The organism is Paracoccus isoporae, assembly GCF_900101865.1.
Lineage (GTDB): Bacteria > Pseudomonadota > Alphaproteobacteria > Rhodobacterales > Rhodobacteraceae > Paracoccus > Paracoccus isoporae.
In genome coordinates this window covers 30176-44744 of the sequence record NZ_FNAH01000008.1, presented here as the reverse complement: position 1 = coordinate 44744, position 14569 = coordinate 30176, and the positions used below count along the sequence as shown (strand labels likewise).

At 67.5% G+C, this 14569-nt stretch carries 15 protein-coding genes; 9 read left to right on the top strand and 6 right to left on the bottom strand.

The genetic code is table 11. The annotated features are described in order from the left end of the window. The gene (gene accD / locus BLT73_RS12570) at positions 1-945 is read left to right on the top strand and encodes an acetyl-CoA carboxylase, carboxyltransferase subunit beta (RefSeq protein ID WP_090524299.1); all 945 of its coding nucleotides are present in this window, start codon (positions 1-3) and stop codon (positions 943-945) included. A gap of 17 nt (positions 946-962) precedes the next feature. Then, positions 963-2237 (top strand): bifunctional folylpolyglutamate synthase/dihydrofolate synthase, encoded by a 1275-nt coding sequence (locus tag BLT73_RS12565; RefSeq protein ID WP_090524297.1) that lies wholly within the window; start codon positions 963-965, stop codon positions 2235-2237. A 46-nt stretch (positions 2238-2283) separates the two neighbouring features. On the opposite strand, the gene zapE is transcribed toward BLT73_RS12565, so the two are convergent. The 5 genes from zapE to BLT73_RS12540 all read right to left on the bottom strand — a co-directional run bounded on the left by zapE (position 2284) and on the right by BLT73_RS12540 (position 8823). Next, complete coding sequence (gene zapE, locus BLT73_RS12560) at positions 2284-3387, bottom strand: cell division protein ZapE (protein WP_176805080.1); 1104 nt, start codon at positions 3385-3387, stop codon at positions 2284-2286. Then, a complete protein-coding gene (locus BLT73_RS12555) occupies positions 3387-4133 on the bottom strand; it encodes a glycerophosphodiester phosphodiesterase family protein (protein ID WP_090524296.1) in 747 nt (248 codons plus the stop codon). Before BLT73_RS12555 ends, zapE begins: the two co-directional genes overlap by 1 nt. Further along, the gene (locus tag BLT73_RS12550) at positions 4133-4588 is read right to left on the bottom strand and encodes a RidA family protein (RefSeq protein ID WP_090524294.1); all 456 of its coding nucleotides are present in this window, start codon (positions 4586-4588) and stop codon (positions 4133-4135) included. The genes BLT73_RS12555 and BLT73_RS12550 overlap by 1 nt, the downstream gene beginning before the upstream one ends. A gap of 65 nt (positions 4589-4653) precedes the next feature. Next, complete coding sequence (locus BLT73_RS12545) at positions 4654-5214, bottom strand: NADPH-dependent FMN reductase (RefSeq protein ID WP_090524293.1); 561 nt, start codon at positions 5212-5214, stop codon at positions 4654-4656. Positions 5215-5373: 159 nt separating this feature from the next. Further along, the gene (locus BLT73_RS12540) at positions 5374-8823 is read right to left on the bottom strand and encodes a chromosome segregation SMC family protein (RefSeq protein WP_090524291.1); all 3450 of its coding nucleotides are present in this window, start codon (positions 8821-8823) and stop codon (positions 5374-5376) included. A gap of 290 nt (positions 8824-9113) precedes the next feature. Here BLT73_RS12540 and BLT73_RS12535 point away from each other — a divergent pair, with 290 nt between their 5' ends. From BLT73_RS12535 to BLT73_RS12525, 3 genes are read left to right on the top strand one after another with little or no spacing between them, the layout of a single operon-like run. Then, on the top strand, positions 9114-9467 hold the full coding sequence (locus BLT73_RS12535; protein WP_090524290.1) for a CidA/LrgA family protein: 354 nt from the start codon (positions 9114-9116) through the stop codon (positions 9465-9467). Beyond that, on the top strand, positions 9460-10176 hold the full coding sequence (locus BLT73_RS12530; RefSeq protein WP_090524288.1) for an LrgB family protein: 717 nt from the start codon (positions 9460-9462) through the stop codon (positions 10174-10176). Before BLT73_RS12535 ends, BLT73_RS12530 begins: the two co-directional genes overlap by 8 nt. Then, complete coding sequence (locus BLT73_RS12525) at positions 10173-11300, top strand: GNAT family N-acetyltransferase (protein WP_090524287.1); 1128 nt, start codon at positions 10173-10175, stop codon at positions 11298-11300. The genes BLT73_RS12530 and BLT73_RS12525 overlap by 4 nt, the downstream gene beginning before the upstream one ends. Before the next feature lie 33 nt (positions 11301-11333). Here the strand turns inward: BLT73_RS12525 and BLT73_RS12520 are convergent, their stop codons facing one another. After that, a complete protein-coding gene (locus tag BLT73_RS12520) occupies positions 11334-12092 on the bottom strand; it encodes an N-formylglutamate amidohydrolase (RefSeq protein WP_090524285.1) in 759 nt (252 codons plus the stop codon). Between the two features lie 94 nt (positions 12093-12186). Between BLT73_RS12520 and pyk the strand changes: the two genes are divergently transcribed. The 4 genes from pyk (at position 12187) to rplT (ending at position 14557) form a co-directional block, all read left to right on the top strand. Beyond that, positions 12187-13632 carry a pyruvate kinase gene (pyk, locus tag BLT73_RS12515; RefSeq protein WP_090524283.1) on the top strand — a complete coding sequence of 482 codons (1446 nt, stop codon included), beginning with the start codon at positions 12187-12189 and terminating at the stop codon, positions 13630-13632. A 29-nt stretch (positions 13633-13661) separates the two neighbouring features. After that, on the top strand, positions 13662-13871 hold the full coding sequence (locus BLT73_RS12510) for a hypothetical protein (RefSeq protein ID WP_090524282.1): 210 nt from the start codon (positions 13662-13664) through the stop codon (positions 13869-13871). Positions 13872-13981: 110 nt separating this feature from the next. Beyond that, entirely contained in the window at positions 13982-14182 is a 201-nt protein-coding gene (gene rpmI, locus BLT73_RS12505; protein ID WP_090524280.1) for a 50S ribosomal protein L35, read from the top strand. A gap of 15 nt (positions 14183-14197) precedes the next feature. Then, on the top strand, positions 14198-14557 hold the full coding sequence (gene rplT, locus BLT73_RS12500; protein WP_090524278.1) for a 50S ribosomal protein L20: 360 nt from the start codon (positions 14198-14200) through the stop codon (positions 14555-14557). The last annotated feature ends 12 nt before the right edge of the window (positions 14558-14569 follow it).

The following is a 14569-nucleotide window of genomic DNA, read 5'->3' as shown; positions in this document are numbered from 1 at the left end:
ATGAACTGGATCACGAACTATGTCCGCCCGCGCCTCAACTCGCTGTTTTCGCGGCGGGAAGTGCCCGAGAATCTGTGGACCAAATGCCCCGAATGCGGCACCATGCTGTTCCATCGCGAGTTGTCCGAAAACCTGCAGGTCTGCACCAACTGCGACCACCACCTGCCGATCACCCCGCGCGAGCGTTTCGCGGCGCTGTTTGACGGCGGGATCTTCCGCGAGGTGGCGGTGCCGGAGCCGATCGCCGATCCTCTGCAATTCCGCGACCAGAAGAAATATCCAGAGCGGATGAAAGCGGCGCAGAAATCCACCGGCGAGAAAGAGGCGATGCTGGTCGCCGAGGGCGAGATGGGGCGCACCCCGATCGTCGCCGCCGCGCAGGATTTCTCGTTCATGGCCGGGTCGATGGGGATGTATGTCGGCAACGCCATCGTGGCCGCCGCCGAACGCGCCGTGAAGACCAAGCGCCCGCTGGTGCTGTTCTCGGCCGCCGGCGGGGCGCGGATGCAGGAAGGCATCCTGTCGCTGATGCAGATGCCGCGCACCACCGTTGCGGTGGAGATGCTGAAGGAGGCCGGGCTGCCCTATATTGTCGTGCTGACCCATCCGACGACCGGCGGGGTCACGGCCTCCTACGCGATGCTGGGCGATGTGCAGATCGCCGAACCCAACGCGCTGATCTGCTTTGCCGGGCCGCGCGTCATCGAACAGACCATCCGTGAAAAGCTGCCCGAGGGCTTTCAGCGCGCCGAGTATCTGCTGGAGCACGGCATGCTCGACCGTGTAACGCGCCGGGGCGATCTGCGCGAGGAACTGATCGTGATCCTGCGCATGATGACCGGCCAGCCGCCCGCGGTGATGGGCGAATTGCCCGCGCCCGCGCAGCCTGCCGGCGCCGCCCCGACCCCAGCCATCCCGGCCCCGCCCGCGGACGCGAAGCCCTGACCGCGGACAGCGCCGGAATGGACGAATCCGACGCCATTCTGCAGCGGGTCATGGGGCTGCATCCCAAGATCATCGACCTGTCGCTTGACCGGATGCAGGATCTTCTGGCCCAACTCGGCGATCCGCAGGACGGTCTACCACCGGTGATCCATATTGCGGGCACCAACGGCAAGGGCTCGACCCTGGCGATGCTGCGCGCCGGGCTGGAATCGGCGGGAAAGCGCGTCCACGCCTATACCTCACCACATCTGTCGCGCTTCCATGAGCGGATCCGGCTGGCCGGGTCGCTGATCCCGGAGGCCGATCTGTCCAGCATCCTGACCGAGATCGAGGCGGTCAATGCCGGCCGTCCGATCACGTTTTTCGAGTTGACCACCGCGGCGGCCTTCCTCGCCTTCTCGCGAAGCGAAGCGGATTATACGTTGCTGGAGGTCGGGCTGGGCGGCCGGCTGGACGCCACCAACATGGTGACGCGGCCGCTGCTGACGATCATCACCCCGGTCAGCCGCGACCATACGCAATTTCTGGGCGAGACCCTGCCGGAGATCGCCGGTGAGAAAGCCGGCATCCTGAAATCCGGCGTGCCCTGCATCATCGGGCCGCAGCAGGACGAGGCGCTGCATGTCATCGAACGAAAGGCCGCGCGGCTGGGTGCGCGGGCCATCGTTGCGGGCCAGAACTATCACGCCATTCCAGAGGCGGATGGCATGATCTTTCAGGACGATCACGGGCTGATCGACCTGCCCCGGCCGAACCTGCCCGGCCCGCATCAGATCGACAATGCGGGCACGGCGATTGCCGCGCTGCGCCTGCTGGGATACGGCGCGGCCGAGGCGATGTCCGCGGTGACTCGCGCCGACTGGCCGGCACGGATGCAGCGCCTGCGGCGCGGGCCGCTCGTGGACATGGCCAGCCGGCACGGCTGCGAATTATGGCTGGATGGTGGCCATAACGCGGCGGGCGGCGCCGCGCTTGCCGCGACATTGTCCGAGATGCCGCAGCGTCCGACATTCCTGATCTGCGGCATGCTAAACACCAAGGATGTCACCGGCTACCTGCGGCCGCTCGCGGAGATTGCGCAGGGCCTTACGGCGGTGTCGATCGCGGGAGAGGAAAACACGCTGCCGGCCGAGGCGACGCAATCGGCAGCCGCATCTGTCGGAATGCAAACCGACATCGCAGACAATCCGGCCGAGGCGGTCGCTGATCTGGCGGCGGCCCATCCCGGCGCGCGGATCCTGATCTGCGGATCGCTCTATCTGGCCGGTCGCATTCTGCGTGAGAACGGATGATCTCGCGCCCTTTATCCCCGATCCCGGTTCAGCACGGCGACACCGCCTAAGCGTCGCCAGCACCCCATTGCGCGTCCTGCATCTCGCGCAGCCGCGACGCTGTGCGCTCGAACTCGAAACTGCCCTCGCCCTCGATGTAAAGCTGCTCCGGCTCCGCAGCGGCGGAGGCAATCAGCCGCACCTTCGCCTCATAGAGCGCGTCGATCAGCGTGACGAAGCGTTTGGCCTCGTTGAAATTGGACGATGACAATGTCGGAATGCCCTCGATCACCAGAAGATCGACCGCCTCCGCCAGTGCCAGGTAATCCGCCGGACCGAGCGCGCGCGCGCAGAGATCCCAGAACCCCGCCCGGCCCATCCGGTCGGCATGGGCCGGGATCTCGACCTTGCGGCCCTGCACCTCCAGCAAAAGTGGCGCGACCTCCCTGCCGTCGGTCAGTTCCGCCCAAACCGCCTCGAGCGCGGCATGCGTCTCGCGGTTGAGCGGGCAGAACCACACCTGATCTCCGCCCGCCCGCCCCTGGCGGTGGTCGTTCTCGCTGTCGAGCGCATGGACATCCATGCGGTCGCGGATCAGATCGATGAAGGGCAGGAAACGATGCCGGTTCAGCCCGTTCTTGTAGAGCTCATCCGGGGCGCGGTTCGAGGTGGTGACGATGCAGACGCCGCGTTCAAACAGCACCTGGAACAGCCGGCCGACGATCATCGCATCGGCGATGTCGGTGATCTGCATCTCGTCGAAACACAGAAGCTGTGCGTGATCCGCCACGTCATTGGCGACCGGCCGGATCGCGTCGCTTTCGCCGCGCTTGCGCGCCTCGTTCAGCCCGGCCTGGATCTCCTGCATGAAGGCGTGGAAATGCACCCGGCGCTTGGCGCGGATATCCGCCGCCTCCATCACCATGTCCATCAGCATCGACTTGCCGCGCCCGACGCCGCCCCACAGATACAGGCCGCGCGTGCCCTGCGGCGCAGGCTCGGCCCCGCCGCCGAACCAGCTTCGCCAGCCGCCGCGCTCGGCCTGCGGCGCCTCGTTCTTCAGCGTGGCGACAAGGCGATCCAGCATCGGCAGCACCGCGCGCTGTGCCGGGTCATCGGTCAGCCCGCCTGCCGCGACACGGGCGTCGTAGAGCGCGGTGACCGAACTCATCAGGGGCGGTAGTTCTCGAAGGTGATGCCATCCGCGATCCGGCGCGCCTCGGCCTCCTCCTCGGCGCTGCGGACGGTCCAGCACAGGATCCGCACGCCCCGGTCCTTCAGCGCCTGAACCGCCGGGTTGGCAAGATCGCTGGCCTGATGGGACAGGAATTCCGCGCCGATCCGGTCGAAATCCGCAAGCTCCGACAGGGTCTCGCGGGTCTCGTCATCCAGCATCGGCCAGTCATCCTTGTCGAAGGCACAGCTTGTCAGCCCGCGCGTGATCTCCGGCGCGGCATCGCCGAATGCCTTCACCGTGTTGGGATTGAAGGACATGACCGCGACCGGCCCGGTATAATCTTCGAGCTGCGCCGCGACCTTGTCCTGCAATTCCCCGATGCCGGTGCCCAGACGGCCGTCCTGATCCTTGATCTCGATCAGCAGCGGGACTTGCCCGGCCACCTCGCGCAGGGTTTCGGCCAGGGTCGGGATCTTTTCGTCCGTGCCGTCCAGGCTCAGTTCGCCCAAGGCCTCGGGGTCCATGTCGTTGACATAGCCTTCATCGCCGCACATCCGGTTCAGGTCGTAATCATGGAACACCATCGGCGTGCCGTCCGACGCCGGCTGGATGTCCAGCTCGATCGCGTAGCCGGCCCCGATCGCGGCGCGAAACGCGGCCAGCGAGTTCTCGGGCACGCCGCGGCTGTGCAGCCCGCGATGGGCAATCGGAAGCCGGGTGAAATCAGGATGCAGCGCCATCACGCGACCTCGAAGATCGCTTCGATTTCGACCGCGACCCCGCGCGGCAGGGACGGTGCCGAGACTGCCGCCCGCGCATGTCGCCCGGCCTCCCCGAACACCTCGACCATGAGATCGGAGCAGCCATTCACCACCTCCGGCTGATCGCCGAATTCAGGGGTGGAGTTGACGAAGGCGGTCAGCTTCACCACCCGCGCCACCCGGTCCAGGCTGCCAAGCGCGGCGCGCGCCTGCGCCAGCAGACCCAGGCCGCAGCTTCGCGCGGCGGCGGCGCCCGCCGCCACATCCATATTCTGCCCCAGCTTTCCCACGATCAGCCCGTCCGGGCCGTTCGAGATCTGGCCGGAAATGAACAGCAGGTTTCCGCTTTGCTGAAACGGGACATAATTCGCCACCGGCGCGAGCGCCTCGGGCAATGTGATGTTCAGCTCGCTCAGGCGGGCGTCGATGGACATGGGGCAGCTCCGTCTCAATTCGGGCTGATCCTAGGACGGATCGACCTGCTTGTCGAAGCGGAAAATCAACGCAGGGTTTTCAGCGCACCGGCCCATCTGGCCAGTTCCGCAATCATCGTGTCGGCACTGTCGCGCACGATCTGCGGGGCCTCGAACACCCCGTCCTTCAGATGGTCGAACACCATCGGAACTGCCACCTGCTCGGGGATCGGCATCACCTTGACGGTGGTCAGGATTTCCTTGGCGCTCTGCGTCGCGCGCATCCCGCCCGAAATCCCGCCATAGGAGACGAAGCCCGCCGGCTTGTAGCCCCATTCGAGCGCCAGGTAATCGATTGCATTATAGAAGCTGGGCGGCGGGGCATAGTTGTATTCGGGCAGCACGAAGACGAAGGCGTCCGAGCCGTCCACGATCCGCGCCCAAGCCTTGGTGTGGTCCTGCGTATATTTCTGCGCGCGCGGGTGATGCGGCTCATCCAGAAGCGGCAGGCCCTGCTGCGCCAGGTCGGACAGGACCACCTCGTTGAATCCGCCCGGATTCTGCCTGGCGTGGTCGAAAAACCAGTTGCCGACGGGTTCGCCATTCCGGCCCGGCCGGGTACTGGTGATAATCACGTTGAGTTTCATGGTTGCACCTCTTTCACATGCCGCGACAGCTAAGCGCGATGCTGCACTGCCGCAAGGGCGGGAGGCGGGGTTCTCCGAAGTGGCAAGCTGGACGCGGCGGATCGCGGCGCACGGCGCAGGTCACCTCAGGCGCCTGTTACCTGCGGCCGGCCCTTCTGGTCACGCCACAAGCTGCTCGGCACGCTGAAGATCGACGCTGACGAGCTGGCTGACCCCCTGCTCGACCATGGTGACGCCGAACAGCCGGTCCATCCGCGCCATGGTTACGGCGTGGTGGGTGATGATGAGGAAGCGGGTCTGCGTGCGCCGGGTCATTTCGTCCAGAAGATCGCAGAACCGCCCCACATTGGCATCATCGAGCGGCGCATCCACCTCGTCCAGCACACAGATCGGGGCCGGGTTGGCCAGGAACACGGCAAAAATCAGCGCCAGAGCGGTCAGCGTCTGCTCGCCCCCCGACAGCAGGCTGAGCGTCGACAGCTTCTTGCCCGGCGGCTGGCACATGATCTCCAGCCCGGCCTCCAGCGGATCGTCGGATTCGACCAGCACCAGCTTCGCCTCGCCGCCGCCGAACAGATGGGTGAACAGGGTGGCAAAATTGCCGTTCACCGTATCGAAAGCGGCCAGCAGGCGCTCGCGCCCCTCTCGGTTGAGGCTGGCGATGCCCGCGCGCAGCTTGCGGATCGCCTCTTCCAGGTCGTCCTTCTCCCCGGCCAGCTTGCCGCGTTCCTCTTCCAGCTCGCGCTTGTCCTCATCGGCGCGCAGATTGACCGGGCCGAGCGCATCGCGGCTGGCGCGCAGCCGGGCAATCTGGTCCTCCAGCGTGGCGGCGGCGATGTCTGTCTCCGCATCTCCGAGCGTTTCGCGCAGCGCGTCGGGGGTGGATTCGGTTTCCTCGAGGATCCGGGTCCGGGCCGCGGCTTCGGTGTCACGCGCCGCCTCGGACCGCGCTTCGCGCGCAGCGCGGGTTTCGCGCGAGTCCGAGGCCAGGCGCTCGGCATCACGTTCCGCCATGGCGGCGTCGCGCAATGCGGCCTCGGCCTGCGCCAGTGCCGCGCGGGCGCGATCCAGCCGGGATCCGGCCGCCGCCTCGGCGTCTTGCAACCCCGCGCGTCGTTCGGCCAGACGCGCGGGCTCTGTCTCCGCCTCGGCCAGTTCGCGCTGCGCCTCCTCCAGCCGGGCATTGAGTTCCGCGGCACGGGTTCCGGCCTGTTCCAGCCGCAATTTCCAGCCGGACTCCTCCTTCGCGATCTCCTGCAAACGCTTGGTGCGGGCATTGCCCTCTCGCCGCAACTCGTCGAGCGCGCCCCGGCGTGTCATGGTCGCGATCCGCGCTGCCTCGACGCCGGTCTTCGCGGCTTCCACGGCCGCGGCCGCCGCGCCCCGATCCGGCAGGGCGGCAAGCTGGCGCTCCGCCTCGGCCAGACGGGCGCGCGCATCCGCTGCATCCTCGCGGTGGCGGGTCAGCTCCGATCGCGCCGACTCCGCCTTCGCACGCGCCATCGACAGATCGCTTTCCGCCCGCGTCGCCGTCCGCGCGGCGTCAGACAAGGCCCGTTCCGCCTCCCGCCGGCCGTCTCTCGCGGCCTTCTCGGCCGCGCTCGCCTCACTCAGCGCCGCGCGGGTCCGGTCATGGGTGTGCACGGCGTCCGCTGCGCGGCTTGCGGCCGCATCCGCCACGCCGCGCAATTCCGACAGCCGGTTCACCTGCTCCAGATGACGCGCCGCGGCAGAGGACGCCTCGCCCGGCATCACCCGCATGCCGTCCCACCGCCACAGCCCGCCGTCGCGGGTCACGAGGCATTGGCCCGGACGCAGGTCGGGCTGCATCTGCTCCGCCGCGTCCCGGCTCGGCGCAATGCCGATCTGCCCGAGACGGCGGGACAGCAGTTCGGGCCCGGTGACATGATCTGCCAGCGGCTCGGCCCCGTCCGGCAGCGCGGCCGCCTCGTCATAGCCCGGCAGTTCCGCCCAGCCCGAGCCGCCATCCGCCAGCCCGACGGACAGATCATCACCAAGAGCGGCACCGAGCGCCGTTTCATGGCCCTTCGCCACCCGAAGCCGGTCGAGCAATGCGCTGCCGTCGCCCGCGCCGCGCGCGACGAGCCGTTCCAGCGCCGCCATCTCCGCCTTCAGCGCGCCTGCTTCGCCTTCGATCTCGGCGCGGGCGGCCCGCGCGCTCGCTTCGGCGGTTTCGGCGGTGGTTCGCGCCGCCTCGGCCTCGGTCAGCGCCTGCTCTGCGGTCTCGGCCGCCGCAGCGGCGACCTGCTGCGCGGCCTCGGTGGACCGCAGCGTCGCTTCCGCCGCCCGGCCGGTCTCATCGGCCTGGCTGGCCGCCGTTTCGGCCTCGGCCGCCGCGCGTTCCGCCCGGTCGCGCATCGCGCCCAGATCAGAGACCAGCCGCTCCGCCGAATGCGCCTGCGCGGACAGCCGGGCCGATTCGTCGGTCAGCTCGGCCAGCTTCGCCTCGACCGCACGCAGCGCCTCGGCCGCCTCGTCGGCCACCGCGCCTGCCGTCTCCAGCCGCGCGCCATGCCCCTGCCCGGCCTTGTCGAGTTCGCGCTTTTCCCAATCCAGCCGCGCGACCACCTCCGCGGCGTCGTGGTTGAGCTGGCCTTCGCGCTCGATATCCTTGCTCAACTGCGCGATCCGGCCCTGCAAGGCAGCGATGGCGGCTCTCGCGCGGGCCTCCGCCTCGTCCAGGGCCTCGCGATCCAGCGTCACACGCGACAGCAGCGCGGAGGCCACCTGCTCCTCTTCGCGAAGCGGGGGAAGCTGCTGCTCTGCCGCCTCTCGCCCGGCAATCGCCTGCCGCGCCGCCGCCTCTGCCGCAGCCGCCGCCGCGACGGCCTCGCGCAGCGCATCGGCGGCCGACGACCGCGCCGCATCGGCCTCGGCCCAGCGTCGATACAGCAGCACCCCCTCGGCCTGACGCAGCGCCGCGCCGATCTCGCGGTATTTCGCCGCCGCCCGTGCCTGCCGGGTCAGCGCCGCCGCATGCGTGGCCAACTGGTCCAGCGTGTCATCCACGCGGGTCAGATTGGTCTCCGCCCCGTTCAGCTTCAGCTCCGCCTCGTGCCGCCGGGCATAGAGGCCGGAGATCCCCGCAGCCTCCTCCAGAATTCGGCGGCGGGCCTTCGGCTTGGCGTTGATCAGCTCGGAGATCTGCCCCTGCCGGACGAGCGCGGGGGAATGCGCCCCGGTCGAGGCATCGGCAAACAGCATCTGAACATCCCGCGCCCGCGCCTCCTTGCCGTTGATCTTGTAGGCCGAGCCGGCATCGCGGGTGATGCGGCGGACAATGTCGATGCCGTCGGCCTCATTCACCGTGGCGGGAGCCAGCCGCTCGCGATTGTCGATGGTCAGCATCACCTCGGCATGGGCGCGCGCGCCGCGACGCGACGTGCCGGCGAAGATCACGTCCTCCATCCCGCCGCCGCGCATGGCGCTTGGCCGGTTCTCGCCCATCACCCAGCGCAGCGCCTCGAGCAGATTCGACTTGCCGCAGCCATTCGGGCCGACCACGCCGGTCAGCCCCTCGCGGATCACCAGATCGGTGGGGTCCACGAAGGATTTGAAGCCGTTGAGCCTGAGTCGGTCGAATTTCACGCAGCCGGTCCCGGAATCGCCATCGGATCAGCGAAGTCTTCCGCCCGGCGCCTGCAAAGTCAACAAGAACCGCAATATCTGGTAGGTTGATGGAGGATCCACGCTATGAGTCGGCCAAGACACAACGTGTGGGCGATGGGGAGCTCTGGCGTCTATTCAGCATGACTTGTCGCAGACCCACCACCCGCCTTCGCATCGCGGAAGCGTGATAGCAGACGCATGGCTGCCCGCAAGGTTTCGCCGTGCCGCCCCTCTGGCCAGCCCCGCGAAAGAGGCATAACGTCCGGGCCATGATCCCCGCACTCACCATCATCCTCTGCTTCCAGCTTGTGGGAGAGATCGCCTCGCGCGGCCTGTCCCTGCCGCTTCCCGGCCCGGTGGTCGGGCTGGTTCTGCTGGTCGCCGCCTGCCTGCTGCGCCCGGCCCTGGCCGATCGGCTGCGCGCTGTCGCAAGCGGGACGCTGGCGCATCTGTCGCTGTTCTTCGTGCCCGCCGGAGTCGGCGTGATCGCGCATCTGCCGGTGCTTGCCGAACACGGGCTGGCGCTCGGGCTCGCGGTGGCGGCCTCGACGGTGCTGGCCATTGCCGCCGGCGCGGTGACCTTCGCAGCGGTGGCGCGCAGAACGGGTCAGACCGATGAATGACCCGGCACTGATCTGGTCCTATCTGACCAGCCAGCCCCTGCTCTGGCTGACCGCGACTCTGGCCGCCTACTGGATCGGGGACATGATCTTCCGGGCCAGCGGCCGGGCCAGCCTGGCCAACCCGGTGCTGATTTCGGTCATCATCCTGGGTGCCGTATTGTGGCTGAGCGGTACGAGCTACAGCACCTATTTCGAGGGCGCGCAATTCGTTCACTTCATGCTCGGCCCCGCCACGGTCTGCCTGGCCCTGCCGCTCTACGACAATCTCAAACGGATCCGCAGCGCCTGGTTGCCGGTGCTGGCCGCACTTGCTGCGGGGTCGGTAGTCGCGGTCGGATCGGCCCTGCTGATCGGCCGCCTCTTCGGGCTCGATGCGGCATTGCTGGCCTCGCTCGCCCCGAAATCCACCACCGCACCCGTCGCCATCGGCATTGCTGAACGGATTGGCGGGCAGCCGACCCTGGCCGCCGTGCTTGTGCTGCTGACCGGGATTTTCGGCGCGGTCGTGGCGACACCATTGCTGAACGCGCTGCGCGTCACCGACTGGCGCGCGCGCGGTCTGGCCGTGGGCGTGGCGGCGCACGGCATCGGCACGGCCCGCGCCTTTCAGGTCAACGACACCGCAGGCGCCTTCGCCGGGATCGGCATGGGTCTGAATGCCGTGCTGACCGCCATCATCGCCCCGCTCGTTCTGGCGATCTTCGCATGACCCTTTCCGTCACAGTGCATCAGGCGATCGCGGAGATCCCGGCCGCGGAGTGGGACGCGACCGGCGCCGACAGCAATCCGTTCACCACCCACCGCTTTCTGGCCGCACTGGAGGATTCGGGTTCGGTCGGTGGCCGCAGCGGCTGGGTGCCCGCGCATCTCGCGGCCCGCGATGACGATGTGCTCAAGGGCGTCGCGCCCTGCTATGTCAAGCTGCACAGCCAGGGCGAGTATATCTTCGATCATGCCTGGGCGGATGCTTTCCAGCGGGCCGGCGGCCAGTACTATCCGAAACTGCAATGCGCCGTTCCCTTCACCCCCGTGACCGGACAGCGGCTGATCGCCCGGGATCCGCGGGTGCAGACGGGCTTGCTGAACGCGATGGCGCAGCTCTGCTTGCAAAACAACCTCTCCGGCGCGCATGTGACCTTCTGCACCGAGGCCGAGGCGGAACTGGGCGCGGCGGCGGGATTCATGCCGCGGGCCACGCAGCAATTCCACTGGCTGAATGACGGCTATGAGGATTACGAGGCCTTCCTGTCGCAGCTCTCCTCTCGCAAGCGCAAGAACCTGCGCAAGGAGCGCGCCCGCGCGCAGGAGTTCGGCGGCACGATCCGGCAACTGACCGGGGATGAGATCACGCCCGCGCATTGGGACGCCTTCTGGTCCTTCTATCAGGACACCGGCGCGCGCAAATGGGGCCGGCCCTATCTGACGCGGGAGTTCTTCGACCGGCTGCATGAGACGATGCGCGATGACTGCCTGCTGGTGCTGGCCGAACGCGACGGCCAGCCGATCGCAGGCGCGCTGAACCTGATCGGGTCGGACGCGGTGTTCGGCCGCTACTGGGGCACCACCGAGGAGCACCCGTTCCTGCATTTCGAGATCTGCTATCATCAGGCCATCGACTTCGCCATCTCGCACGGTCTGGCGCGGGTCGAGGCCGGGGCGCAGGGCGAGCACAAGCTGGCGCGCGGCTATCTGCCGACCGAGACTCATTCGCTGCACTGGGTGGCCGATCCGGGATTTCGCGGCGCGCTCGAGGATTACCTGCAGCGCGAGCGCGACGCGGTGGGCGAGGAGATCGAGTTCCTTCGGGACTGGGGGCCGTTCCGCCGCGGATAGCGCCGGAGTTCATCCGACCTGCGAGACCCGCGACTACAGACCGGCCGCGTCGAGAAGCCCGTCCATCACGACCGACAGCCGCTCGGCCCATTCCGCCTGCCCGGCCTCATCCGCGATCAGGTCGTTGCGGATCTCGATCAGCACATGGGGCCGGCCCTGCGCCAGCGCATGGCGATCCATCGAGTCGCCCGCCAGATGGCCGGAATAGGGTTCGTTGTCGCCCGTCTCCCAGCCCTGCTGACGGCAGCGTTCGATCAGCAACGGCGCCAGGCGCTCATCCGTTGGGGAGTAGAGCACGGCAACCTGCCAGGGCCGCGGCGGGCGGCCGCGCAGTTGCGGGGTAAAGCTGTGGATCGCGCAGATGGCGCGGTCCGGGCGGGCGGCGGAGATCCGCGCCAGCGTGTCGTGATAGGGCCGGTAGAGGCGCGCCAGACGCCGCGCTTTTTCATCCCGGTCGGCATCGCGATTGGCCGGGATCACCGTGCCGTCATAGAGCCGCATCAGCAGAGTCGGGTCATCCTCGCCCCGGTTCGGGTCGATCACGAGCCGCGAGAAATCGGACCCTGCCACCGGCGTATTTAGGTGCACACCCAGATGCCGGGCGACGCCCGCCGCGCCGACATCATAGGCGATGTGCCGCGCCATGTCCGACGGCGCGATCCCCAGATCGCCGCCATTGATCCAGCCCGGCACCCGGTTGGTGGCATGGTCGCAGGTGATCAGCCACCTGCTTGGCCGGTCCTCGCCTTCCGTCCAGAAGGCGTCGTGGCTGGTGCGGGCGTCATCTTTCATACATGCCCCTTACGTGAATTCTTCACGCTCTGCCAGTTGTGGCCGCAGGCTCTTTCCGCCATGATAGCGGAAACATTTTTTCGGAGGGAACGTGATGAGACGTCACCGGAACATCAAGATTGTCGCGACGCTGGGTCCATCGTCCTCTGATTACGCCACGATCCGCGCGCTGTTCGAGGCCGGGGCGGACGTGTTCCGGCTGAACATGAGCCATGGCGATCACGACGACCACAAGGCGCGGCACGACATCATCCGCAAGATCGAGGAGGATACCGGACGCCCCATCGCGATCCTCGCCGATCTTCAGGGCCCGAAACTGCGGGTCGGGGTGTTCGCGGGTGGCGAGCATGAGTTGGAAATCGGTCAGGCCTTCCGCTTCGATCTGGACGAGACGGAGGGAGACGGGACGCGCGTCCAGCTTCCACACCCGGAAATCTTCGCCGCGCTCGAACCCGGCTCGGAATTGCTGGTGAATGACGGCAAGATCCGGCTGAAGGTCGAGGAGTGCGGCGAGGATTTCGCCAACTGCACCGTGACCGTCGGCGGCGCGATCTCCAACCGCAAGGGCGTGAACGTGCCCGACGTGGTGCTGCCCCTCGCCGCCCTGTCGGACAAGGACCGCAGCGATCTGGAATTTGCCTGCGAGCTGGGCGTGGACTGGCTGGCCCTGTCCTTCGTGCAGAGGCCGGAGGACGTGCTGGAAGCACGCCGCCTCGCGCGCGGTCGGGCGGCCGTGCTGTCGAAGATCGAGAAACCGGCGGCCGTCCGCTCCTTCCCCGATATTCTCCAGGTCTCGGACGGGATCATGGTCGCGCGCGGCGATCTGGGGGTCGAGTTGCCGGTGCAGTCGGTGCCGCCGATCCAGAAGCGCCTCGTCCGCCAGTGCCGTGCGGCGGCCAAGCCGGTCATCGTCGCGACCCAGATGCTCGAATCGATGATCGAAAGCCCGGTGCCGACGCGGGCCGAGGTCTCGGACGTGGCCAACGCCATCTATGAAGGCGCCGACGCGGTGATGTTGTCGGCAGAATCGGCGGCCGGTGACTACCCGGTCGAGGCGGTCACGACGATGGATGACGTGGCCCGCTCGGTCGAAAGCGACCCGAATTACCGCGAGGTGATCGAGGCCTCGCGCCGCGCCGACCGCAACACCGTTGCCGACGGGATCGTCGCCGCCGCGCGCGAGATCGCCGAGACCACCGACATTTCTGCCATCTGCGCCCATACCCAGTCCGGCACCACGGTCAGCCTGGTCGCCCGCGAGCGCCCGCGCGTCCCGATCCTGGCGCTGTCGCCGATCCCCACCGTGCTGCGTCGGCTGTGCCTGACCTGGGGGACGCATTGCGTCTCGACCGTGCCGCTGAGCCGGTTCCGCGAGGCCGTGATCAGCGGCGTCCAGATCGCCCGCGAATTCGGGTTCGCCAATGAGACGCAGCAGATCGTCATCACCGCCGGCGTGCCGTTCAATGTCGCAGGCACCACCAACATCCTGCGCGTGGCGACCTGCGATGAGGACTTGATCAACCGGTCAGAAGCGGAATAACTGCAATCCCGACGAAGAAGGGGTTGGAAATGGCTGATGTTCTTTTGCTTCTAGGCACTGCGCTTTGTGTCCTTTCGGTGCTGTCCGCGATCATCTCCGTGCTGCGGACCCAGGCCCCGCGCCCGGCGGCGATCCTGCTGTGCCTTGGCATCGCGGTGCTGGTGGTGGCGGCGGTGATCGAACCGGGCAGCGTCGGGTTCGACCAGATCGGCGCGGCGTTCGGCCGGGTTTTCGGCTGATCCTGCTTGCATTCCCGCGCCCCGCGCCGTATATGGGCGCCTTCAATCCCGCGCGGCCGGCCGAAAAGGCATTGCCGAGTCGCGCGTAAACCTCTGACAAGGAGAGCAAAATGCCGAAGATGAAGACCAAAGCAGCCGCCAAGAAGCGGTTCTCCATGACGGCTTCGGGCAAGGTGAAATCCGCCCAGGCCGGCAAGCGCCACGGCATGATCAAGCGCACGACGAAGTTCATTCGCGATGCGCGCGGCACCACCGTCCTGTGCGACGCAGATGCCAAGATCGTCAAGAAATACATGCCCTATAACCGCTGATCGGAGAACTGAGACATGGCACGCGTTAAATCCGGTAAGGTCACCCACGCCCGTCACAAGAAGGTGCTGGAGCAGGCCAAAGGTTACTACGGCAACCGTTCGCGCAACTTCCGCACCGCGACCCAGGCCGTCGACAAGGCCAATCAATACGCCACCCGCGACCGCAAGAACCGCAAGCGCAATTTCCGCGCCCTGTGGATCCAGCGGATCAATGCCGCCGTGCGCGCGGTGGATGCCGACATGACCTATTCGCGCTTCATCAATGCGCTGACCAAGGCCGGGATCGAGGTGGATCGCAAGGTGCTGGCCGATCTGGCCGTGCACGAGCCCGAAGCCTTCGGTGCGATCGTCGAGAAGGCCAAGGCTGCCGCCTGATCCGGCGACAGA

Bases quoted from the DNA above. Each gene is read 5' to 3' on its own strand.
- accD (WP_090524299.1), top strand. From the start codon at position 1: ATGAACTGGATCACGAACTATGTCCGCCCGCGCCTCAACTCGCTGTTT.
- BLT73_RS12565 (WP_090524297.1), top strand. From the start codon at position 963: ATGGACGAATCCGACGCCATTCTGCAGCGGGTCATGGGGCTGCATCCC.
- zapE (WP_176805080.1), bottom strand. From the start codon at position 3,387: ATGAGTTCGGTCACCGCGCTCTACGACGCCCGTGTCGCGGCAGGCGGG.
- BLT73_RS12555 (WP_090524296.1), bottom strand. From the start codon at position 4,133: ATGGCGCTGCATCCTGATTTCACCCGGCTTCCGATTGCCCATCGCGGG.
- BLT73_RS12550 (WP_090524294.1), bottom strand. From the start codon at position 4,588: ATGTCCATCGACGCCCGCCTGAGCGAGCTGAACATCACATTGCCCGAG.
- BLT73_RS12545 (WP_090524293.1), bottom strand. From the start codon at position 5,214: ATGAAACTCAACGTGATTATCACCAGTACCCGGCCGGGCCGGAATGGC.
- BLT73_RS12535 (WP_090524290.1), top strand. From the start codon at position 9,114: ATGATCCCCGCACTCACCATCATCCTCTGCTTCCAGCTTGTGGGAGAG.
- BLT73_RS12530 (WP_090524288.1), top strand. From the start codon at position 9,460: ATGAATGACCCGGCACTGATCTGGTCCTATCTGACCAGCCAGCCCCTG.
- BLT73_RS12525 (WP_090524287.1), top strand. From the start codon at position 10,173: ATGACCCTTTCCGTCACAGTGCATCAGGCGATCGCGGAGATCCCGGCC.
- BLT73_RS12520 (WP_090524285.1), bottom strand. From the start codon at position 12,092: ATGAAAGATGACGCCCGCACCAGCCACGACGCCTTCTGGACGGAAGGC.
- pyk (WP_090524283.1), top strand. From the start codon at position 12,187: ATGAGACGTCACCGGAACATCAAGATTGTCGCGACGCTGGGTCCATCG.
- BLT73_RS12510 (WP_090524282.1), top strand. From the start codon at position 13,662: ATGGCTGATGTTCTTTTGCTTCTAGGCACTGCGCTTTGTGTCCTTTCG.
- rpmI (WP_090524280.1), top strand. From the start codon at position 13,982: ATGCCGAAGATGAAGACCAAAGCAGCCGCCAAGAAGCGGTTCTCCATG.
- rplT (WP_090524278.1), top strand. From the start codon at position 14,198: ATGGCACGCGTTAAATCCGGTAAGGTCACCCACGCCCGTCACAAGAAG.